Raw genomic sequence first — 22,520 nt, forward strand, 5'->3', positions numbered from 1 at the left:
AAGCGTTCGCCTATGGCGAACGCTTTTAAAAATGCTGTAGAAATATAATTATTTTTTATCAATCCATTTTTTAGCATTCACAAAAGCTTCATGCCAAGGTGTAACTTCGTCATTACGGTCTTTTGGATAATGTGCCCAGTTCCACTGGAAAGTAGAACGCTCAATGTGTGGCATCATTACCAAGTGACGACCTGTTGTGTCGCACATCATAGCAGTATTATAATCAGAACCGTTAGGATTGGCAGGGTAACTCTCATAACCGTATTTACCTACGATGTTGTAGTGTTCTTCGTCCATTGGTTTGCTGAATTTTCCTTCACCATGCGAAACCCAAACTCCAAGTGTTGCACCCGCAAGTGTCGATAGCATCACCGAATTGTTTTCCTGTATTGTTACAGAAGTAAAGATGCTCTCATGCTTTTGGCTTTCGTTGTGGAGCATTTTTGGTTTATGTTTGTGTTCAGGGTTGATTAATCCTAATTCAATGAACAATTGGCAACCATTACAGATTCCAACAGAAAGTGTATCTTCTCTTTTAAAGAAATTGGTCAAAGCTGTTTTAGCTTTTTCATTGTACAAAAAGGCTCCAGCCCAACCTTTGGCAGAACCTAAAACATCTGAATTAGAGAATCCACCAACAGCTCCGATAAACTGAATGTCTTCTAGATTTTCACGTCCCGAAATTAAATCGGTCATGTGAACGTCTTTTACATCAAAACCGGCTAAGTACATCGCATTTGCCATTTCACGCTCCGAGTTACTTCCTTTTTCACGGATGATAGCCGCTTTTGGTCGTGGTTTAGAAGCGTCAATTACGGGTTTTTTCCCTGTAAAATGTGCAGGGAAAGTATAGTGTAATGCTTGGTTTTTGTAATTATCAAAACGTTGTTGTGCCGTTCCGTTTTTAGATTGTTTTTGGTCTAATAAAAACGAAGTTTTGAACCAAATATCTCTGTATTTTGCAATGTCTAATTTACAAGGACCAAAATCCAAAGTCGCTTCAGTAGTTGCTGATCCTAATTTGTAGAAAGAAACGTTAGTTGCGTTTAATTTAGATTCCACTTCAGCATCCGATTTTGCTTGGAAAACAATCCCGATATTTTCTGCAAAAAGATATTTGATGATGTCTTTTTCTTCAAAAACAGAGAAATCTATTTTAGCTCCCAAATCCACGTCAGCAAAACACATTTCTAATAAAGTAGTAATCAATCCACCACTTCCAATATCGTGTCCTGCAAGTATATTGTTGGCTAAAATTAATTCTTGAATCGTATTGAACGCTCTTTTGAAAAAAGCAGCATCTTTAATCGTTGGTACTTCTTTTCCAATAGTATTCAACGTTTGTGCAAACGAAGAACCGCCTAATTTGAAATCATCTTGTGATAAATTGATGTAATAAATAGAACCGCCGTCTCTTTGTAAAACGGGTTCCACTACTTTTCTAATATCGGTACAATTTCCACCTGCTGAAATAATTACCGTTCCCGGTGCGATTACTTCTTCATTTGGATATTTTTGTTTCATTGATAGTGAATCTTTTCCGGTTGGAATATTGATTCCCAATTCGATTGCAAAATCCGAACAACCTTGTACTGCTGCATACAAACGAGCATCTTCGCCTTCATTTTTACACGCCCACATCCAGTTGGCAGAAAGAGAAATTCCATCTAAACCATCTTTTATTGGAGCCCAAACAATGTTAGACAATGCTTCAGCAATAGCAGTTCTGCTTCCCGCAACAGGATCAATCAATGCTGCAACAGGAGAGTGACCAATCGAAGTTGCGATTCCTTCTATTCCTTGATAATCTAAGGCCATTACTCCACAATTATTCAATGGCAATTGCAATGGACCCGCACATTGTTGTTTGGCAACTTTACCGCCCACACAACGGTCTACTTTGTTTGTCAACCAGTCTTTACAAGCAACTGCTTCCAGTTGAAGTACTTGTTCTAAATACGTGGAGATATTTTTTACCGTATAGTCTAAATCTGCATAGTTTCTTTCGATAGTTTTGTCAGTCATCACCACTTTTGGAAAACTTCCAAAAAAGTCTTCCAAGGCAAAATCCATTGGTTTAGCACCAGTTGATTTTGATTCGAAAGTAAAACGGTGATCTCCCGTTACGTCACCCACTTGATACATCGGTGAACGTTCACGGTCGGCAATTTTTTGCAATAAATCGATGTTTTCCTTACCAATAACCAATCCCATTCTTTCTTGAGATTCGTTACCAATTATTTCTTTTGCCGAAAGGGTAGGGTCTCCCACAGGCAATATATCTAAATCAATTAATCCACCGGTATCTTCCACTAATTCCGAAAGACAGTTTAAATGTCCACCAGCTCCGTGATCGTGGATAGAAACAATTGGATTGATATCGCTTTCTACCAAACCACGAATGGCATTGGCAGCACGTTTTTGCATTTCTGGGTTCGAACGTTGAATGGCGTTTAATTCAATTCCTGAACTGAAAGCTCCTGTGTCAGCTGAAGAAACTGCAGCTCCACCCATTCCGATTCTATAATTTTCCCCACCAAGGATAACAATTTTATCACCTGTTTGTGGTTTTTTCTTAATCGCTTGATCTAATTTTCCGTAACCAATTCCACCCGCCTGCATAATCACTTTGTCAAAACCTAGTTTACGGGCATCTTCTTCATGCTCGAAAGTCAGGATAGAACCTGTAATTAGCGGTTGCCCAAATTTATTTCCGAAATCAGAAGCTCCGTTTGACGCTTTGATCAAAATATCCATTGGGGTTTGGTACAACCATTTTCTTTCGGTCATGCCGTTTTCCCAGTCCCGATTGCTATCGGGATGTTTTCCTTCTAAACGAGAGTATGAAGTCATGTAAACTGCCGTTCCCGCCAAAGGCAAAGAACCTTGTCCACCTGCTAAACGATCGCGGATTTCTCCACCAGAACCAGTTGCAGCTCCGTTGAAAGGCTCCACCGTTGTTGGGAAATTGTGCGTTTCTGCTTTTAATGAAATAACCGAATCAAATTCTTTTATTTCGTAAAAATCAGGTTTATCAGCACTTTTTGGAGCAAATTGTTGTACACGCGGCCCTTTTACAAAAGCAACGTTATCTTTATAAGCCGAAACAATATCGTTAGGGTTTTCCTGAGATGTTTTCTTGATTAATTTGAATAAAGAAGATTCTTTTTCTTCCCCGTCAATTATAAATTTTCCATTGAAAATCTTGTGACGACAGTGTTCTGAATTGGCTTGTGAGAAACCAAAAATCTCAGAATCCGTTAGTTTTCGTCCTAATTTAATTGCTAAATTATCCAAATATTCTACTTCATCCGGACTTAAAGACAATCCTTCTTTTTGGTTGTAGGCAGCAATATCATCGATGTCCAAAATTGCTTCCGGAAGTACGTTGATAGTGAAAATATCTTGATTTAGCTCGCTGTATTTTTGCGAAAGCATAGGATCGAAATCAGAAAAATCAGCTGTTGCTTTCTGAAATTCTTCGATTCTAATGATTCCGGAAATGCCCATGTTTTGGGTGATTTCCACGGCATTCGTGCTCCAGGGCGTTATCATTGTGGCGCGAGGGCCAACAAAAAAATCCGTCAGAACGGATTTTTCTATTTTATTTGAATTGGCAAAAAGCCAGTTAAGTTTTGAAATGTCTTGAGCCGAAATTTCGTTTTGCGTTTGTACGGCAAAAACAGTTTTGCTTTGGTTTTCAAAGAAATGGATCATTGTTATGTAGTTTGTTGTATTGCGGTGCAAATTTAGTCAATTAAGATTAAATTTTGGGTAAAAAAAAAGCGGCAATTTGCCGCTTTTTTAATTAGTTGATTATTAGTTTCTTTATGACCGAATTTGAATCGATGGTAACTCGAACCAAGTACGTTCCTTTTGCACTATTTGGCAGTGTAATTTCTGATTTTGTGCTGTTCTCTTCTCCGAAAATTTTCTGACCAATAATGGAGTAAATTTCGATAGAATATATTTTATTCGAATTGTTGATAGAGAAATTTCCATTTGATGGATTTGGATAGATAGCAATATCATTTACATCTAAAGCGATACTGGTTTTTGGTGTTTTTTCAACCATACGACTTCCTAAATTGTTGCAGGTATCTGAAGTGTAAGAATCCCATTGTGTTGTTTTGTTGAAAGTAGTCGTTGGAGCCGTAACGGTAGCTTTTCTTCTGATTGTTTCGTCAGATGCAAAGTTTGCTGTTCCGCCGTTAAAAGTTCCAATGATGTCAATTAAAACTCCATTTTTAAATAAACCTACAGCATCATTTCCATTAAAAGCCATTTCAGTTGCTGATGTAGAAAGGTTTGCAGCGCTTGTAGGATAACAACTGGACGCCATTAAACTATTTACAATAGTGAATTTACTTCCGTTATTCAAAGTTCCTGTTAGGGGTAATCCTGTACTCCAAGAACCAGCTCCATTCGTTTGTTTTTTGATGCTATAAATCGATAAGTTGATAGCTGCGCCAGTTGCATTTGAAATTTCCAACGCTTTGTTGTTTGATGAGCCTTCAATATATTCTGAAAACAATAAATCGGTTGCAGTTGAACCACCCGCAGCAGAAGTTGTTACATTCAACGTATTACTCGCAGCAGAAATATTCCCTGCCGCATCTTTTGCTTTCACAGAGAAAGAATAGGCTGTTGCGGCAGTTAATCCAGTAACATTATAAGTAGTAGTTGAAACGGTTCCCAATAGTGTAGTTCCTCTGTATACATCGTATCCGGTAACGCCAACATTGTCAGTAGCTGCAGTCCAAGATAAAGTTGTTGTAGTTTGAGTTGTCCCAAATGCCGTCAAAGCTGTAGGTGCCGACGGAGCTGTTGTATCCGCAGTTCCGGCTACTATATTTACCGTATAATCCTCTACTTGGCCATACGGAATCGCTTCACAAGAAGCTGGTATGGCATTGTATTTCATTGAAATTCTCATTCTTGTCGTTCCTAATGTCGCCGAAGCTGGTATCGTGATTGTTCCTGATGCCGGAGTTGTTGTTGAAGTAGCTTTCGACCAAACCAATTCTCCTGCATCTGTAAATAATCCGTTTTTGTTATAATCAATCCAAACAGCATATCCTTCACTATAAACGGTACCTGTCCATGACGGTGTGATTGTAATGGTATTTGCAGTTCCAGAAGTTACATTTGTAGAGAGTGCAGTGAAATCTTCATAACCTGCAGTTCCAGTGGTTGTGTTATTTATAGACCCAAAAACGACTTTGCCTATTTTTTCATCTGCAGTACTGTTTCCTTGTGAAGTACAATAAGTAATTGATGTTCCGGCAGCAGTTGTAGCATTCACTACGTTACTTGAAGCCGAAGAATTTCCAGCTGCATCTTTAGCGACAACATAAAACGAATAGGCTGTTGAAGCTGTCAGTCCGGTGATATTTGCTGTTATTCCAGTTACAGTTGTTTTTAAAACACTGTTCATATACACATCGTATCCAGTCACTCCAATATTATCAGTTGAAGCCGTCCAGCTTAATGAAACTGAATTTGATGTTGTTCCGCTAGCTACTAAATTCGTAGGAATAGTAGGGACTTGTACATCAGCAGTTGGGTTCCAAATGGACTGTACATATTCCGGATGATCAATGTATGGATTCCTATTATTTTGAGAAGTATATATAGCATTGTTACGAGCAATTTCTCTAGCGCTGACAGGATCTTGATTGTGCCAAGTTATAAGTAAATTTAAAAAAGCAGTTGTGAAAACTTGATTGCTTGAGCCATTGAACATAGCATAAGAATAACCAGCAACAGTATTCTCGTAACGTGTGGCAAAATAAAAGTACATTCGTGCGATATCGCCTTTGAATTCGTTGATAGGTTCGAAAATAGGTCCGGAATAACCAGAAGTTGTACTTGCTCCAAGTTTACTTCCGTTTAAGGAGGTCCAAGTTGGAGAAGTTACTGGTCCGTGTGGATAATTAGAACGCTGTCCGTTTACTTTTCCGTCGGTTGGCGTTATGAAATGTGCATCCGAAACCATTGGTGATTGTTCGCTAAATACAGATTGCGGAATAATGTGCTCTCTATTGTAACAATCGCCCTCTACACTGTACGTTCCACATCTTTGGGTTGTTCCCGCAGAGTAATTGTAAGGATCTGTTCCAGTTGGATTTTCAGAATACATGTCTAATATTGTGGCATCATTTTCAAAGTAATAATCCCTGTCCGATGTTTGATATATGGTATATAAACCACCATATCCGTTATCGGTGTGTCCTTTGATGATGTTGTATAATTGAGTTTTTAGTGTGTAACCGGTTCCTGTGGCGGTAGTGTAATAGCCACTTGGTATTTGGGCTATTGCAGCTGTGACAAACAGTAATAATAATGCAGAGTAGATTTTTTTCATAATTTAAATTTGTTTTGGTTATTGGGGTTAGTTCCAGTTTTTAAAACTTGATTTACAAATCTCAAAATACTGAAGACGCACAAATTTATAACTTTTATGACGGTTTGTGTTAAGGAATTATGAATATAATTATGATTTTCTTAACATAATTATAAACATATTGTGATGTCATAAACCAATTTTTATTATTGGAATAAACTGTTTAATGACTTGATATGGCGTAATTCAGAGCTGTTTATTTGGAGAACACTTTGTTTTGGTAAGCACCCAAATCTGGAGGTAAAGTTCGAGTATTTCCTATTATATCTAATGGAATCAGGTATGCCGAGCTCCCTTTTGCGAAAGCAGCAGAAGTTTCGTCAATATTGAATTTGTTCTGTGATATATTAAAAAAATTCGGGTTTTTGTTTAGAATTATGGCATTGTAATGTGCTGGGTCTGTATTGAACTGATAATCGGGATTCGTCGTGAATTGATTGGATACGTTATCAAATTTAAGCAGACAATTATTGAATTGATATTCGAAAGCAGCTCCGGTTTTTTTATTCAAAACCATTTCAGTAGAATATGAACCATAGATGATGCAGTTGTTGAAAGTGGCCGAAGTCAAATCTTTCACTTCAGGAATTGCGCCAGTTATATAATTACTGACAAAAACCGCGACTTGCTGTGAACTGTTCCAGTTATTATTGAAGGTGGAATGTGTAAACGAATAATTTCCGCCATACGAACAGGCTAAACTCGCTTGTCCTGCATTATTGATAACTAAATTTTCTCCATTTATTTTTGCGGTCTGCGCCAAAATTCCGTAGTTACTGCTATTGTAAATTTGGGTGTTTTTGATAGAAACGGTTGTGCCATCATTATTTTGAATCAATAAACCAATAGTAGCATTTCTAATCGTGAGGTGATTCAACTTATTATTGGTACTGCCATCTGTAAGCCAAATGGTACCCCATTGTCCCGGTACATCCGAAAAATCAGGTTCTAATCGGTCACCTTCAAAAATGACTTCATTTTCTAGTTTATCCGTTGTTGACAGTGTTCCATTAATATTTATAGAGGCATTATTGGCTACAATAAGTCCAGAATTAGCATGAAAATGAACTCTGGTTCCAGCCTCAAAAGTTGCCGTTTTATTCGAAGGAACAGCTGCATAACCATAAATCACATACGGTTTATCATTGGTAAACTGCAATTCATTTCCATTTATGGGGTCATTTTCATCAAGATAAAATCCATCGATTTTTTCGTCTCCAATAGGAAGTGTTTCAGTGGTTCCATCAGCAAAACGTTTTGGATACAGGAAAACGGCGTCTTGAATCAGCGTTACCAGTTCTACATTTTGAAGATTTTCGCCACTGTCAAACTGAATTTGATCGGTGTATAAAAAATCAGTTGGGTTAGCATCAGCGCTATTTGCGGTAGTTTCTATGAAAATATACAAACTGTCTTTGGCTAAAAGGTCCACATTATTGAAAATTTTCCCGTCTGTCCCCTGCATTCCATCAACGGTCATTCGGTATTTTGAGTTTAATCCTTTACCTAATTTAATGGTTGGAATGGTGATGTCATTTTTACTTTTGTTATACACTTTGAGTCTGTACGTACTGGAACCTATGTTGGTGAAAACGGTATCTAAATAAATGGTGTCTTTCGAAAATTTCAAATCGCCGGTGCTTGCTACAGTCTCAAAATCGGAACGACAGGAAAAAATAGAAAGCACTATTCCAATAAAAAACAGTAATGTGATGGGACGCATTTAGTTGTATTTTTTTGTAAAAATAGGAAAAATCTAATAGTATTGGGAACGATTTTAAGTTTGAATTTAGAATAACAATTGCATTTACTATTTTGTGACTTATCTTTTAATTATTTTTACATTTTAAAAAGCAATTCTATGACATTAGATAAAGATAAAATGCTTGAATACTGTAATCAGTTTTCAAAAAACACGTTGATGGAGACCTTAAATATTGAATACATAGATGCTGGCGAAGGTTTTCTAGTGGCAAAGATGCCTGTTGATTCATCCGTTCATCAACCCATGGGATTGTTGCATGGCGGTGCTTCGGTGGCTTTGGCAGAAAGTGTGGGAAGTGCCGCTTCTCATTTTTTTATTAACGACAAAGAGCAGGAGGTACGCGGAATTGAGATTTCGGCAAATCATTTAAAAAGTATTCGTGAAGGATTTGTTTTTGGAACGGCGCGAATCATTCACAAAGGAAGAAGTCTGCATCTTTGGGAAATTAAGATTACCGATGAGGAGGGAAATTTGGTGTCGCTTTGCAAATTGACGAATATGGTTTTGACCAAAGAAAAAAAATAAGAATTGACTGTAGTTTTTTATTAAAATCCATTTTAAAAATTTAGTGTATGATTGATTTTTTTATAAAAGTAAAACAACAAAAAGCTCAAAATTTACCTTTTGTATTATACAGAAAACCAAACGATATCAAGTTAGTGGGTTTTTTCCAGAATAATGACCATTTATATTTTGCTGAAAATTTTGAAGAAACAGGTTTTGTTTTTGCTCCTTTTGAAGGCAGTCAAATGATACTTATTCCTAAAAATCAATCTGTAAAATGGGAAGCCCTGATTACTTCTTTTAAAGAAAATGATGATTCTGATTTCACAGATTCAGAAGATAGGCAAGCGAAAGAACATTTTGAAATGCTTGTTCAAAAAGGGATTGACGCTATTGCAAAAGGAACTTTAAAAAAAGTGGTTCTATCAAGGAAAGAAATCGTTGATTTGTCTGCATTCGATCTCGTTTCAATTTTCGAAAAATTAATCCAAAGTTATCCAACTGCTTTCTGCTATTGTTGGTTTCATCCAAAAATAGGATTATGGATGGGCGCTACACCAGAACGATTGCTGAAGGCCAATAATAATACGTTTTATACGATGGCATTAGCCGGAACGCAAAAACTTCAAGGTACGACAGAAGCAGTCTGGGAGAAAAAAGAAATGGAAGAACAGCAATTTGTCACCGATTTTATTTTGAATAATCTAAAGAACCTGACTTCAGAAGTGGCAGTTTCGAGTCCTTATACGTTACAAGCGGGAACTTTAGCACATATTAAAACAGATCTTGAAGGGGTAATAAATGAGAATTCAAGTTTGAAACAAGTAGTTTCTGTTTTGCATCCAACACCTGCCGTATGCGGATTGCCAAAAGAGGCTGCTAAAGATTTTATTATTGAAAATGAAGGCTATGACAGAGAATACTATACCGGTTTTTTAGGGGAATTAAACAAGGAAGGATTTAACAAAGAAGAATTAAAATCCGATTTGTATGTCAATTTGAGATGTATGCAAATCAAAGATGATCAAGCGCATTTGTATGTGGGTTGTGGTATTACAAAGGACAGTATTCCTGAAAAAGAGTGGAGAGAAAGTGTCAATAAATCGATGACGATGAAAAAGGTTTTAGATTTAGGATAAAAATTTCAGATTTAGGTCTATCCAGGAACTTTAAACATTAAATGAGAAAAATAGTAAACAAAATTTAGATGAAATTAGACATACTTGCTTTTGGTGCGCATCCTGATGATGTGGAATTGGGTTGTGCAGGAACCATTTTAAAAGAAATCTCTTTAGGAAAAACGGTTGGGATTATTGATTTGACCCGTGGCGAATTAGGAACTCGCGGTTCAGCTGAAATCAGAGATCAGGAAGCGAATGCTGCTGCAAAAATTCTCGGTGTTTCAATACGTGAAAATTTAGAAATGCGAGATGGTTTTTTTGTCAATGATGAAAAGCACCAATTGGAAATCATAAAAATGATTCGTAAGTATCAACCGGAAATTGTATTGTGTAATGCAATTGACGATCGTCATATTGATCATTCAAAGGGAAGTAAACTGGTTTCGGATGCTTGTTTTTTATCTGGATTGATGAAAATTGAGACGACTTCAGAAGGGGAGAAACAAACTGCTTGGAGACCAAAATTAGTCTACCATTACATACAGTGGAAAAATATAGAGCCTGATTTTGTGGTTGACATTACAGGTTTCACCGATAAAAAAATCCAATCGATTTTGGCTTATGGTTCCCAGTTCTACGATGCAAATTCCAATGAACCGGAGTCACCAATAACCAGTAAAAACTTCTTAGAAAGCCTGAATTACCGTTCCAGAGATTTAGGAAGGCTCGTTGGAGTGGATCATGCGGAAGGTTTTACTGTAGAAAGATATTTGGCAGTCAATAGCTTAGCAGATTTGATATAAATTTCATGTAATTTTTTAAAAAAAATATTTGCAGAAGTAAACTTATGTCGTATATTTGCCACCGCTAAGCAAATGGTGGTTGTAGCTCAGTTGGTTAGAGCATCGGTTTGTGGTACCGAGGGTCGCGGGTTCGAGCCCCGTCTCCCACCCAGAAAGCAAAAGCTTCGAAGAAATTCGAGGCTTTTTTTGTGGGATAAAGTTTTTTGCTTAAAGCTTTGATGATGTTATCTAATTAGATAACTTTGTGGGAATCTAATAATTAATTCTATTGAAGGAGTTTAAGCGAGAAGTAGGTATTTATAAAGAGTATTTTACAGATTTCTATAGAAAACAGTCTGTCGATGTCAGAAAGAAAATGGATTGGACAATTCTTCTGATTCAAACTATGAAAATTGTTCCTGATAAATTTCTTAAACATTTAACAAATACGGATGGACTTTGGGAAATTAGAGTTGCAGCCGGAAACGGAATTTTTAGAATTTTTTGCTTTTTTGACGAAGGAAATCTTGTGATTCTATTAAGCGGATTTCAGAAAAAAACGCAAAAGACTCCCAAAAGCGAAATCATTAGAGCCGAAAAACTTAAGAAAGAATATTATGAAAACAAATAAAAACATAAAACCGTTTACTGCTCACCTTGAAGAGCATTATGGCGAAACAGGTACTGAGACCAGAGAGAAATTTGAAGAAGAATTTGACACCTTTAAATTAGGTGTTTTAATACAAGAAGCTAGAAAAAAGCAGCATTTAACTCAAGAAGAACTTGCAGAAAGAGTAGGGACGACCAAAAGCTATATTTCAAGAATTGAAAATAATGCAAGTGATATTAGACTATCTACTTTAATGCGAATTATTAAAGATGGCTTGGGCGGAAATTTAAAAGTATCACTTGATTTATAAAAAATAGTGTAAATCACATTTTATCTTACAAGACAAAAATTGAGTATTTAGCAAAAGCTTCGAAGAAATTCGAGGCTTTTTTTGTGGGGTAAAGTTTCGTGAGATTGTAGGGGTTACTTTATTGGCTTGAATATTGTAAAAGGGAATAGTATCAGAGTGCAATCAAAGAAGTCATTTAGGATTTCATGATTAAACAAATGAAGGCAATTCCTGTTAGGGGTTATATTATTTGTTTTACATACATCGTATTTTCTTTTGTGTATCTTTGAACGCATTGCAAAGTTAAATCAACCGAAAATAAGCTTTCAATTTTTTAAATATTATTTACATAATTTAATGGAAAACGAGAAAATCAATTCTAAAATTCTTAAAAGTAATTACATTCCAACAGCCGAGTTTTATAGCCAAATAATAGATAGTTTACAAGATTACTCGATTTTTACTCTTGACAATGAATTTATAATCAACAGCTGGAGTTCAGGGGCAACAAAAATTTTTGGTTATGAACCGGATGAAATTATTGGAAAACATTTTGATATAATTTTTACAGATGAAGATATACAAAATGGTATTTCGAAAAATGAAATTGAAACTGCATTAAAGGAGGGAAGAGCAACAGATAATAGATGGCACATTTGCAAAGACAAGAGTACGTTTTATGCTTATGGTCTGGTTTTTCCACTCACTGGAATAGATGGAGAGATGTTAGGATACGTTAAAATCCTACGCGACTTAACAGAAAGAAAGAAATCAGAAGACGCGATAAAAAATTATGTAAAAGAACTGGAAGATTTGAACACTCATAAGGAAAGCGTTCTTGCTATACTTTCGCATGATTTGAGAAGCCCATTGTCTAGTATTATTGCTACTACGGGTTATTTGAAATCAAATTTTGAAAGAATGGATCCAAGCACAGTTAAAGAAATGCTTGAGCTCCTTTACAAAGCATCAATTGATGAATTGAATATGTTAGACTACCTAGTGGAATGGGCAAGAATAAAATACGCAGCAGAAGTATTTTCTCCAAGAAAAATTGAACTGGTCCAGTATGTCCAAAAAGTTTTTGAGACTTTAAATGATACCGCTTCTTTAAATACAATAAATCTTCATCATGAAATTGATGTGAATACTAAAGTCTTTGCTGATGGAAAAATGTTACTTTCCGTTATTCAGAATATAGTTTCGAATGCTATTAAACATTCACTACCCGGAGGGGAAATTATGGTTTCAGCAAAAACTAAAGAAGATAAAATAATAGTTCAGATAAAAGATTCCGGTGTTGGTATGTCAAAAGAAATTCAAGGCAAACTTTTTACGCCACAAATGGATATTCTTTCAAAAGCTAGAATAGAAAATAAGGGTGCCGGGATTGGATTATTGTTAGTAAAAGGGTTTTTAGAAAAAAATGGTGGTGAAATATGGGTAGAAAGTGTAGAAGGCGAAGGTTCTTCTTTTTATTTTACATTGCCAATGGAGAAACCATTATACAAAATAGATAGCGCAGATAAAATGGAGTTTGATGAAACCGCTTAAATAATGATTCTAAAGTTGAAACATAAAGTATGCAACAGCTAGTGAAATTAAAGAAAAGATAATTTTAAAGTCCACATAAGTGGGCTTTTTTATGGAATAAATTCTCATGAGAACAATTATCTCTTGAGTATTTTTGGGTTTAATTGCTGTTTTGAGGATTGTAAATAATAGCATAAATTAGCAATGCCTAAAAACTGTAGCTAGTTTGTATTTAGCATAAATTCAGCTGTTAATGAGTAAAAAAATAATGGCACTAATTATAAAATTAAGAAAGATGCATCAAGACCTCTCACCAATCATAAAACCAAATGAATTAGTAATATTGCACCAAACAAGTGAATTAATTATTATTGATGTCAGTAATGGAAGTGGTGCTAAAGAAAATTATGAAGCAAAACATTTAGATGGCGCATTGTATGTTGATTTAAATACGCAATTAGCGAATATAAACGCTGACGTATCGATAGGAGGCAGGCATCCTTTACCAACTCTTGAGCAATTTTCTGAAACATTAACAAGTCTTGGTATAACGCCAATGAGTCACGTAGTAGTTTACGATGACAAAAATGGTTCCAATGCAGCAGCTCGGTTTTGGTGGATGCTAAAATCTATAGGACACAACAAAGTTCAAGTGCTTGATGGTGGATTTGAAGCAGCTATAAAAGCTGGATTTCCAATAAGCTCAAAAATAGAAAGTCCTTTGAAAAAGGAACCCTATAAAGTTGAAAATTGGTTGTTGCCGTTAGCTGATATTCACGAAATAGACAAAGTGTCACAAGATGCTGATTTTCTTGTCATAGATATTCGTGATAAGGAACGATTCAATGGAGAAAAAGAACCTATAGATTTAGTTGCCGGTCATATTCCTGGTGCCATAAACATTCCTTTTACCACTAATTTAGATTCCAACGGTTTTTTCTTATCGCCCGATGAACTTAAGAACAAATATTTAAAAGCATTCAACAATATAAAGCCGGAAAATAGTATTGTGCATTGTGGTTCCGGTGTAACAGCTTGTCATACTCTTTTGGCAATTGCTTATGCAGGTCTAGAAATCCCAAAACTGTATGTTGGATCTTGGAGTGAGTGGTCCAGAAACAATCGACCGATTGCAACTTCGAAAGGAAAGTAAAGGAGTGTGTCTCGCTTGAACCCGGCATCAACCCAAAAGCTAAAAGCCTCGAAGAAATTCGAGGTTTTTTTTGTGGAGTAAAGTTTCGTGGGATATTGGCTTTGATTTTAGTATTGTAAGAAATAATGATATAAATTAGCAAAACTAAAAAGTGCTTATAGCGCATATTCCTCTAAATTGATTTGGAAGTATGTAATGGAATGACTTAAATGTGTACAAATTTAATATTAAGCTACCATGAAAAGAATCTTTTTCCTTTTTTTACTATTTCTGTTTACAGCGACATTTTATGCACAAGTTTCTCCTTTTTTTATTAAAGGTAAAACAGATACATTCTTACCATATTTTGTTCTCTCTCGAGAATCAAAAAATGGAATAGTAATTATTCAAGATACTATCAAAATATTAGCAGATAAAACTTTTAACCAAACTATTAAAATTGACAAACCTGTTAAGGGGTTTTTAGTTTGTGGAGGCAAAACATATCAATTGTGGTTAATACCAGGTTCTTCTTTGGCCATTGATTTGAAGGATGGAAACGCCATGTTTTCTGGGAACGCAGGGATTTTTGCAAAATATTATATAGAAGACAATGATTTCTGGAGTAAAACATATAAGGATTACAAAAAGAAATATCCGAATTTCGACGAAGGAGCTAATTCATTTAGCGACAATTATTTTCTAATTCAGGATTCAATAACCAATCAAAGATTAAATTTCCTGAAAAAATACTTTACTCATGCCAATGTTAATGACAAACAAGCATTCATTAAACAAGAATCAATGTCCTTTATTTATTCCAATCTTTATTTTAAAACAATGTTTGAGGGATCTAAGGTTGAAAAATTTAAGTTTTATCAGGATAAACAAAAAATAAATAGCCCTAATTTTTACGGTTTTTCTGACATGGTAAAATTTAAAAATGGTGAAGCATTATCCAATTCTTATTTTAGAGAGTTTACAATTTCCTTTGTTAGAAACTTAACCGATCAAAGACGAAATGAGAGCGGTCAAAAGTTTGTGTTTGATTCTTATCTAGATTCAGCAATGACCTCTATTGATGAACTTGTGGAGGGGATTGATGCAGCTAACGAAATGAAAGTTGTTTTTTTAAATTTTTATGCTGAAGTAATAGAACGTGAAAATAAAATAGTTTGGGCTGATAAAATTAATTCTACATCGTCTTCTCTTAAATTAAAAAACAAAAGTGGAAGCGCTTTATTAGTTAAAGAAAAATTGGATAAATTTCGAGAGGATACTTGGTTTCAAAAAAGGAATCCTGCCCCAGACTTTACTTTGATCGATTTAGCTGGCAATAATTATACTTTAAAAGATTTTAAAGGCAAGAAAGTATATATCGATTTAGGAGCTTCGTGGTGTGGTCCTTGCATAAAAAGTATTCCTTCATGGAATAAACTTGTTGAGGAAAATAAAAATAATACTAATGTGATTTTTATTGCTCTCTCATTAGATGATACTGAAGAAAAGTGGAGGAAATATACTGAAAAATATCAGGTAAAAGGATTGCAGTTGTATGCCGGTAATGGTGGATTTAAAAGTGGTTTTGCTGTTAATTATGATGTGAAATCACTGCCTCAATATATATTAATTGACAATGAAGGGAAAATTGAGAAAGTTAGTGCACCTGGTCCGGATAGTATAGAAATAAAAGAAAAACTTCTATAAATTTGAAAATTAGAGCGCGCATAATGTTATTAAAAAAGAGCTTTGAAGTGATTCAAAGCTCTTTTTTTATGGGGTTTGCACAAGGGATAGCAGTGGAAATCCTTTTATCACCCTGTAAGGGTTTTAAACCCTGACAGGGTGATAAAAGATTGTAACGTCCCGATAGTTATCGGGAAGCCTGACCACGTTGTAACGCTAGAGAAAGCGTGGATGTGCCCAAATGCTCAATCTATTTTTTATCTACAATAGGTCTTTCGGTACGGTTTGCCAGTTCCCAAGCGGTTACAAATGCAAATTGAGTTCTTTTGGTCAAAGCATCGTATTCAATTTTGTCCGGACTGTCCGTTGGTTTGTGATAATCAGCATGTACACCATTGAAAAGGAATACAGAAGGAATTCCATTTTTGGCAAAATTGTAATGATCAGAACGCTCATAGAAATGGTTTGGGTCTTTAAGATCATTGTATTTATAATCTAAATCCAAATTTGTGTATTTAGTATTTGCTATGGTACAAATATTGTCTAAATCAGTCGATAATCGGTTGGCGCCAATAACGTATACGTAATTATTACTGCTGGCGTGTGCCTCGTCGCGACGTCCTATCATGTCAATATTGATATTAGTTATCGTATTGGCTAAAGGAAACAAAGGATTTTCAGCGTAATATCTTGAGCCATGCAAGCCATGTTCTTCGCCGGTAACGTGAAGAAATAGCACGGAGCGTTTTGGACCGTGTCCTTCTTTTTTAGCTATTTGAAACGCTTGCGCAATTTCAAGTAAAGCTACGGTTCCTGAACCATCATCATCAGCACCGTTATAAATTTCTCCATCTTTTGCACCTACGTGATCGTAATGGGCAGAAATCACAAGCACTTCATTTGGTTTTTCAGATCCTTCAATGTAAGCCCAAATGTTTTCGGAATCCGGTAAGTTTTCATTGCGTTTGGCATTTAGGAAAGCAGCCGGAATTTTTTGGTAATAGTCTGAAGCGCCAATAGGAAAGGGAACGGAGTTTTTCTTGTATTGATCGATAAGGTAAACACCTGCTTTCTTTTGACCTGCAGAACCGGTTTCACGGCCTTCCATTTCGTCTGAAGCTACAATGTAAAGGTGTGTTTTTAGTTCGTCTGACGTAATTGTATTCATGTATTTTGTTGGGTCGACATTAGTAACACTCACTTTTTGAGTGGTACAGCTTATATTTAAAACTACCAGTAGACCTAAAAAAGGGATTTTTTTCATGTTTTTAATGTAAATTGATAAATGTATAAATGGCAAAAAGTAATAATATAATAGAGACTAGTATAAAGTTGATGAAAAATAGCAGGCTGCATTTTATAAAGGAGATAAAGCGAGTTTCCCCATAAAAACGACGGTGCGCCGGATAGAAATAATAAAACATCCATCCAATACCAATAAAATTAATTAGTATCTGTATGAAAGAAACGAGACTCGATTCTGAAAATGGTGTCAATCCTTTGTTAATTAGAAACAATAACAAAAATAGTAATAACAAAAAGGAAAAGTAATGTAAGGTGAAAATACCATGATCAAAGTAATACCAACGTTTTTTGCCGTGAAAAAGCCAGAGGGAAAAAGCAAAAATAGGCATGAATACAAAAAGAACTTTTGGTAAATTATGGGTAAAGGAGCTTATGAATTTTTCAAGTAATTCTCCTTTTGAGTTATTGTCTTTTACAATTTGGAATTTCCTGTTGGCCCAATAACTAAAATCGGACAGCTTTTTTGATTCCGGAGCATTTTTTTGGATAGAGTCCAATTGTTCCACGGAGTCGTATCCAAAATCTTGAAATTCCTCTTCTTCCTCATTTGAAGCAGTTTGGCTCTTTTTAACCGAATCATTTTTGGATATGGTATTCTGAAACGATTTGTTTTTGGTGATAATGGTAGATTCTTTTTCAATAGTTTTTTCGGGAGAATTGATCTCACTGGGAAAAATGGCAATCAATAGAAACGTGATAAAACTTATAAAAATATACAATCTAACTGGAGCCAAATAAGACAATCGTTTTCCTGATAAATACTCCTTTGTTAAGGATGCCGGTTTGAACAATAGGTTTTTGATGGTTTTCCAAAAGGCATTTTCATAATGGGTAAGGTCCTCAATGAAGTGGAAGAACAAGTGATGAAACGTTTTTCGGGTATCGGTATTCTCCTGTCCACAATTAGGACAGAATCTATTTTCGACCACATACCTACAATTGAGACAGGTTTTGTCGTTCCTGATTTTACTTTTTGACATAAAAAAAAATAGTATAAATTCTTGACTTTTTGTTAAATTTTAATGCATAAAACTAACAAAAAAACTGAACTTATACTGTTTTTGAAAAAATATATTTACTAAATTATTTCAAAACTTGTTTTAAGAAAGAATTCAAGTACTCCCAAGAACGTTTGGCTGCTTTTTCATTGTAAGCTGATCCTTTAGAATTGTCATTTTCAGCTTAAGGATCTGTAAAGACATGTACTGAATGAGCATAAGAAATTATTCACCGGGATGATAGGTCTTTTCGGCATTTTTTTGAACATCTTCTTTGTAAAAAAGTACGTCTTTGAATTCTCCTTTTCGGTACATTTCAGCCTGATCGTAAAAATGCTTTGATTTTGGATTTCCACTGTTCCCTCCCGCAAGTAATGATTTTGCTTTTATTTTTGTTCCAAATTCTACCGCGCACACAAAACTGTTTCCGTTAGTTCCGTAGCGTTTTTTGGTGTCTTTTTGATAATTACTTTTATAAGCGGGTAGGCTACCCCAAAGTGCCGGACCATAACCTATGGGTAAACTCTCTAAAGTATCATTATAGATTAGATTAATGTCTCCCGTAGTTCTCTGGAAACGGTTGATTTCTCCCCAAGGAATTTGCCAGGTTCCAAATTTATTTTTCAATTCGTTTATCACCATTTGTAGCTGAGGTACCAATTGGTCTGGTGTAGCGTTTTTTACAAAATTTATGGTGTTTTCAACTTGGTCCCTTTCGCCTTCATCGATGTATACTTTTTGAATAATCGGGTCTAATTTATAGGCCCATTCCACAGCTAAGGTTGTAGCAATAGAATTTTCTCGTGTATAATAATCCCAATTTTTCAATAGGGTTATTGGTCCCAATAATTCGGAATAAAGGACATTATCTTTACTGATGTTTTTTTCGAAACTGCTGATTAATGATGGTATTAAAAATTCAAAGGCGGTCAGTTTTGTGTCGTAACCGTCGGCAATTACTTTGTCTAACGTATAGGTATTGCCTTTACTCAATAAGCGGACAGCATTTAGTCCTCTGAAACTTTCTCCATCGGGAGCCATGTAAGGTAAGTAGTTTTCCTCTTTTGGACTATTGTCACCAGCTACAGTATAAGGTGTTGAATTACAATTTTGCAGCCAGCCGTTTGTGGGATTGTAGGAATGAACCGTTTCCGAAACTTCGTGTAACCCTTTCCATTGCGTTGCCGGTGTTGTGCCGTCCATCACTTTAGACCAATTGAGTTTTTTATCTCGAATGGGAATAAAATTTCCATGCCAGTATGCGATGTTTCCTTCTTTATCCGCATAAACAGTATTGTTTGAGGTATTGGCTTTTAAATCCATTGCCTTTTTATAATCCTCAAATCCTTTTGATTTAGTTCTTACCCAACTTTGTTCCAGACTTTTCATCGAACGATTATTCGATTTTAAGCTAATCCATTTTCCGTCTCTTTTGGCCATAATTGGACCATGATTGGTGTAATAGGTGTTGAATGTTTTAGGAATCAGTTTTCCGTTTTCCAAATATTTGATGGTTATTTTTTTCTCGATAACCGGAACTAATTTGTTATCGTATTCGTAAAATAGTTTGTTGTTATTAGTTACGATTTTCTCGGCATACATATCCGCTACATCAACATTTGAAGAGGTATGCATCCAACCACAGTTTTCGTTAAATCCTTGGTAAATAAAAAATTGTCCCCAAGTAACTGCTCCGTATGCATTCAATCCTTCTTCACTGCTCATTTGTATTTCTGGTCGGAAATAAAAGGAGGTATGCGGGTTGATGTACAAAACAGCATTTCCAGAAGCTGTTTTTGAAGGTGCAATTGCAAATCCGTTAGAACCTGTTTGTACGTCTTTTTCACGTTCTATGTAGGCTACTTTATCCGTGTTTCCGGAATAAAAAGCTTTCAATTCTCCTGTAGAAAGTCCGGCGGTGCTTATGGCTCCAATGCTGCCGTCTGCCCAAAGTAACGGAAACCAAGGTTCAAAATGAGTCAATAAAGCGGGCTTCACTTCGGGGTGATTGTACAGGTAAAAATTGATTCCATCGGCATAACTGTTTAATAATTTTTTCAACCAAGGCGCTGCTTTTTTATAATCAGCTTTCGCTTCATTGGTATCAATCAAAAGTTTAATTTCTAAATCATTATACAAAACGGATTGTCCTTTGATTTCGGAAAGTCTTCCCAGTTTTTCGATATAATTCATTTCTACACGTTTGAAATCGTCTTCACATTGCGCATAAAGCATTCCAAAAACGGCATCTGCGTCGGTTTTTCCATACACGTGTGCAATTCCCCAATTGTCTCTGATGATGGTCACTTGTTGCGCCAGTTTTTTTAGTCTTTCGACTTCTTTAGCAGTCGTGTTCTGAGAAAACATTGGAAAACTAAAACAAAAAACTAAAATGACCAGTGACAAATGGTTCTTAAAATACTTCATTTTTTATTGAATATTACATTAGAGACTTACATTTCGCTTGAAAGCACAGCCCAATTCAATTATAGAATCGGTTTTAGCAATGCCGGGGATATTGTCAATTTTTTCATAAAGAACCTTTCGCATGTGTTCATGGTCTTTCGCAATGATTTTTATATAAAGAGTGTATGAACCGGTAATATAATAGCATTCTGTTATTTCAGGAATGTTTTTCAATTCTTCGATAATTCTGTCAGAATCTTGGTCTTTATTTAAGGTGATTCCAGTGAAAGCTCCCCAATCATATCCTATTTTCTTTTCATTAATCACGGGTTTTATTCCGGTAAGTATTCCCTGTTCCGTTAATCTATTGATGCGTTGATGTACCATTGTGTTTGATATTTTTAGATTGGCTGCGATGGCAGAATAAGCCATTCTCCCGTCTTTCTCTAATTCTTTGATAATATTGATGTCAAATTCGTCTAATATATCCATGTTGTTTTAATTATAGATGATGCTTTTGTATTTGTATAAAAGTACTTATTTTTATTTATTTCGAAATGCATCTGTAAATCGAATTAATTATTTAAAAATGACTTATTTTCAATGTAAATTAAAGAAATATTTTTAAATTATATCTTTATAAAAGTCAAAACATTTATTTTTATTGGTAAATTAAAAAAAAATAGTAATTTTGTACTTTATTATATTAAAATAGAAACATCATGACACATACAGAACAAAACCTTTCTTCAAAATCTGAAGCACTGATAGCAAAAGAGAATCAATATGGAGCTCACAATTACCATCCTTTACCTGTAGTTTTAGAAAGAGGCGAAGGCGTTTATGTTTGGGATGTGGATGGGAAAAAATATTATGATTTTTTATCGGCATATTCTGCCGTGAATCAAGGACATTGTCACCCAAAAATTGTTGGCGCGATGGTAAAACAAGCGCAAACACTGACGTTGACTTCACGTGCTTTTCATAATGATCAACTGGGACCGTATGAAGAATATGTGACCAAGTATTTTGGTTTTGATAAAGTATTGCCAATGAATACAGGTGCTGAAGCGGTTGAAACCGCTTTGAAGTTATGCCGGAAATGGGCGTATGAAGTAAAAGGAATTCCTGAAAATGAAGCACAAATTATTGTTTGTGAAAACAATTTTCACGGAAGAACAACAACAATTATTTCATTTTCGAATGATGAAAGTGCCCGTAAAAATTTTGGTCCCTTTACAGCCGGATTTATCAAAATTCCATACGATGATGTTGAAGCATTAGAAAACGTATTGAAATCAACCAAAAATATTGCAGGTTTTTTAGTGGAACCAATTCAAGGAGAAGCTGGTGTTTATGTTCCTGCCGAAGGGTATTTGGCAAAAACTAAAGCGCTTTGTGAAGCACATAATGTTTTATTTATTGCTGATGAAGTACAAACAGGAATTGCCCGTACAGGAAAATTATTAGCCGTGAATCATGAAAATGTGCAACCGGATATTTTAATTTTAGGAAAAGCGATTTCGGGAGGTGTTTATCCGGTTTCGGCTGTTTTGACCAATGATCACATCATGAATGTCATTAAGCCAGGGCAACACGGTTCTACTTTTGGAGGAAATCCTATTGCTGCTGCTGTCGCTATTGCTGCGCTTGAAGTAGTGAAGGAAGAAAATTTGGCACAAAATGCCGCTTACTTAGGGGAAGTTTTAAGAACGGGACTTAATGAGATTGCTTCTAGAAATTCATTAATCACATTGGTTAGAGGTAAAGGATTATTGAATGCGATTGTTATCAATTGTGATGAAGAATCGGATTTAGCTTGGAATATTTGTATGAAATTCAGCGAATACGGATTATTGGCAAAACCAACACATGGTAATAAAATCCGTTTAGCGCCGCCATTGGTAATTACAGAATCTCAAATCCAGGAATGTCTTGCTATTATCGAAAGAGCATTAAACGATTTCAGATAATTTAAGCGAT

16 protein-coding genes and 1 tRNA gene are annotated in these 22,520 nt (G+C 35.4%); 10 read left to right on the forward strand and 7 right to left on the reverse strand.

Going from position 1 to position 22,520, the window contains the following annotated elements; all coding sequences use genetic code 11:
- Positions 1 to 48 precede the first annotated feature (48 nt).
- The 3 genes from purL to ACNQGX_RS13335 all read right to left on the reverse strand — a co-directional run bounded on the left by purL (position 49) and on the right by ACNQGX_RS13335 (position 8,129).
- Positions 49 to 3,717, reverse strand: coding sequence for a phosphoribosylformylglycinamidine synthase (gene purL / locus ACNQGX_RS13325; RefSeq protein ID WP_417977002.1), 3,669 nt, complete (start codon positions 3,715 to 3,717; stop codon positions 49 to 51).
- A gap of 91 nt (positions 3,718 to 3,808) precedes the next feature.
- A complete protein-coding gene (locus ACNQGX_RS13330) occupies positions 3,809 to 6,367 on the reverse strand; it encodes an endonuclease (protein WP_417977004.1) in 2,559 nt (852 codons plus the stop codon).
- 235 nt (positions 6,368 to 6,602) lie between these two features.
- The gene (locus tag ACNQGX_RS13335) at positions 6,603 to 8,129 is read right to left on the reverse strand and encodes a hypothetical protein (protein WP_417977006.1); all 1,527 of its coding nucleotides are present in this window, start codon (positions 8,127 to 8,129) and stop codon (positions 6,603 to 6,605) included.
- 138 nt (positions 8,130 to 8,267) lie between these two features.
- Between ACNQGX_RS13335 and ACNQGX_RS13340 the strand changes: the two genes are divergently transcribed.
- The 9 genes from ACNQGX_RS13340 to ACNQGX_RS13380 all read left to right on the forward strand — a co-directional run bounded on the left by ACNQGX_RS13340 (position 8,268) and on the right by ACNQGX_RS13380 (position 15,849).
- A complete protein-coding gene (locus tag ACNQGX_RS13340) occupies positions 8,268 to 8,696 on the forward strand; it encodes a PaaI family thioesterase (protein ID WP_417977008.1) in 429 nt (142 codons plus the stop codon).
- Between the two features lie 47 nt (positions 8,697 to 8,743).
- A complete protein-coding gene (locus tag ACNQGX_RS13345) occupies positions 8,744 to 9,814 on the forward strand; it encodes an isochorismate synthase (RefSeq protein WP_417977010.1) in 1,071 nt (356 codons plus the stop codon).
- 68 nt (positions 9,815 to 9,882) lie between these two features.
- A complete protein-coding gene (bshB1, locus tag ACNQGX_RS13350; RefSeq protein WP_417977012.1) occupies positions 9,883 to 10,599 on the forward strand; it encodes a bacillithiol biosynthesis deacetylase BshB1 in 717 nt (238 codons plus the stop codon).
- Positions 10,600 to 10,673: 74 nt separating this feature from the next.
- Positions 10,674 to 10,749 (forward strand) — tRNA-His (locus tag ACNQGX_RS13355).
- 118 nt (positions 10,750 to 10,867) lie between these two features.
- Positions 10,868 to 11,209: a type II toxin-antitoxin system RelE/ParE family toxin gene (locus tag ACNQGX_RS13360; RefSeq protein WP_417977014.1), complete on the forward strand. Its 342-nt coding sequence runs from the start codon at positions 10,868 to 10,870 to the stop codon at positions 11,207 to 11,209.
- Positions 11,196 to 11,498, forward strand: coding sequence for a helix-turn-helix domain-containing protein (locus ACNQGX_RS13365; protein WP_417977016.1), 303 nt, complete (start codon positions 11,196 to 11,198; stop codon positions 11,496 to 11,498). Before ACNQGX_RS13360 ends, ACNQGX_RS13365 begins: the two co-directional genes overlap by 14 nt.
- A 336-nt stretch (positions 11,499 to 11,834) precedes the next feature.
- On the forward strand, positions 11,835 to 13,031 hold the full coding sequence (locus tag ACNQGX_RS13370) for a PAS domain-containing sensor histidine kinase (RefSeq protein WP_417977018.1): 1,197 nt from the start codon (positions 11,835 to 11,837) through the stop codon (positions 13,029 to 13,031).
- Positions 13,032 to 13,263: 232 nt separating this feature from the next.
- Entirely contained in the window at positions 13,264 to 14,163 is a 900-nt protein-coding gene (locus tag ACNQGX_RS13375) for a sulfurtransferase (protein WP_417977020.1), read from the forward strand.
- A 237-nt stretch (positions 14,164 to 14,400) separates the two neighbouring features.
- Positions 14,401 to 15,849, forward strand: coding sequence for a TlpA family protein disulfide reductase (locus tag ACNQGX_RS13380; protein ID WP_417977022.1), 1,449 nt, complete (start codon positions 14,401 to 14,403; stop codon positions 15,847 to 15,849).
- A 229-nt stretch (positions 15,850 to 16,078) separates the two neighbouring features.
- Here ACNQGX_RS13380 and ACNQGX_RS13385 read toward each other — a convergent pair whose 3' ends face one another.
- The 4 genes from ACNQGX_RS13385 to ACNQGX_RS13400 form a co-directional block, all read right to left on the reverse strand.
- Positions 16,079 to 17,092, reverse strand: a complete 1,014-nt coding sequence (locus tag ACNQGX_RS13385; protein ID WP_417977024.1) for a M28 family metallopeptidase — start codon at positions 17,090 to 17,092, stop codon at positions 16,079 to 16,081.
- A gap of 4 nt (positions 17,093 to 17,096) precedes the next feature.
- Complete coding sequence (locus ACNQGX_RS13390) at positions 17,097 to 18,113, reverse strand: DUF3667 domain-containing protein (RefSeq protein ID WP_417977026.1); 1,017 nt, start codon at positions 18,111 to 18,113, stop codon at positions 17,097 to 17,099.
- Between the two features lie 243 nt (positions 18,114 to 18,356).
- Positions 18,357 to 20,558 (reverse strand): penicillin acylase family protein, encoded by a 2,202-nt coding sequence (locus ACNQGX_RS13395; RefSeq protein WP_417977028.1) that lies wholly within the window; start codon positions 20,556 to 20,558, stop codon positions 18,357 to 18,359.
- Positions 20,559 to 20,576: 18 nt separating this feature from the next.
- Positions 20,577 to 21,029, reverse strand: a complete 453-nt coding sequence (locus ACNQGX_RS13400) for an Lrp/AsnC family transcriptional regulator (protein WP_417977030.1) — start codon at positions 21,027 to 21,029, stop codon at positions 20,577 to 20,579.
- Between the two features lie 230 nt (positions 21,030 to 21,259).
- Here ACNQGX_RS13400 and rocD point away from each other — a divergent pair, with 230 nt between their 5' ends.
- Positions 21,260 to 22,510, forward strand: a complete 1,251-nt coding sequence (gene rocD, locus ACNQGX_RS13405; protein ID WP_417977032.1) for an ornithine--oxo-acid transaminase — start codon at positions 21,260 to 21,262, stop codon at positions 22,508 to 22,510.
- Positions 22,511 to 22,520: the final 10 nt, after the last annotated feature.

Origin of the sequence: Flavobacterium glycogeni, assembly GCF_048286775.1 — a bacterium.
GTDB lineage: Bacteria > Bacteroidota > Bacteroidia > Flavobacteriales > Flavobacteriaceae > Flavobacterium.

Coding starts and splice junctions, on each gene's coding strand:
- ACNQGX_RS13375 (WP_417977020.1), top strand. CDS start 13,264: ATGAGTAAAAAAATAATGGCACTAATTATAAAATTAAGAAAGATGCAT.
- ACNQGX_RS13385 (WP_417977024.1), bottom strand. CDS start 17,092: ATGAAAAAAATCCCTTTTTTAGGTCTACTGGTAGTTTTAAATATAAGC.
- bshB1 (WP_417977012.1), top strand. CDS start 9,883: ATGAAATTAGACATACTTGCTTTTGGTGCGCATCCTGATGATGTGGAA.
- ACNQGX_RS13330 (WP_417977004.1), bottom strand. CDS start 6,367: ATGAAAAAAATCTACTCTGCATTATTATTACTGTTTGTCACAGCTGCA.
- ACNQGX_RS13395 (WP_417977028.1), bottom strand. CDS start 20,558: ATGAAGTATTTTAAGAACCATTTGTCACTGGTCATTTTAGTTTTTTGT.
- ACNQGX_RS13370 (WP_417977018.1), top strand. CDS start 11,835: ATGGAAAACGAGAAAATCAATTCTAAAATTCTTAAAAGTAATTACATT.
- ACNQGX_RS13400 (WP_417977030.1), bottom strand. CDS start 21,029: ATGGATATATTAGACGAATTTGACATCAATATTATCAAAGAATTAGAG.
- ACNQGX_RS13390 (WP_417977026.1), bottom strand. CDS start 18,113: ATGTCAAAAAGTAAAATCAGGAACGACAAAACCTGTCTCAATTGTAGG.
- ACNQGX_RS13340 (WP_417977008.1), top strand. CDS start 8,268: ATGACATTAGATAAAGATAAAATGCTTGAATACTGTAATCAGTTTTCA.
- ACNQGX_RS13335 (WP_417977006.1), bottom strand. CDS start 8,129: ATGCGTCCCATCACATTACTGTTTTTTATTGGAATAGTGCTTTCTATT.
- rocD (WP_417977032.1), top strand. CDS start 21,260: ATGACACATACAGAACAAAACCTTTCTTCAAAATCTGAAGCACTGATA.
- ACNQGX_RS13365 (WP_417977016.1), top strand. CDS start 11,196: ATGAAAACAAATAAAAACATAAAACCGTTTACTGCTCACCTTGAAGAG.
- ACNQGX_RS13380 (WP_417977022.1), top strand. CDS start 14,401: ATGAAAAGAATCTTTTTCCTTTTTTTACTATTTCTGTTTACAGCGACA.
- ACNQGX_RS13345 (WP_417977010.1), top strand. CDS start 8,744: ATGATTGATTTTTTTATAAAAGTAAAACAACAAAAAGCTCAAAATTTA.
- purL (WP_417977002.1), bottom strand. CDS start 3,717: ATGATCCATTTCTTTGAAAACCAAAGCAAAACTGTTTTTGCCGTACAA.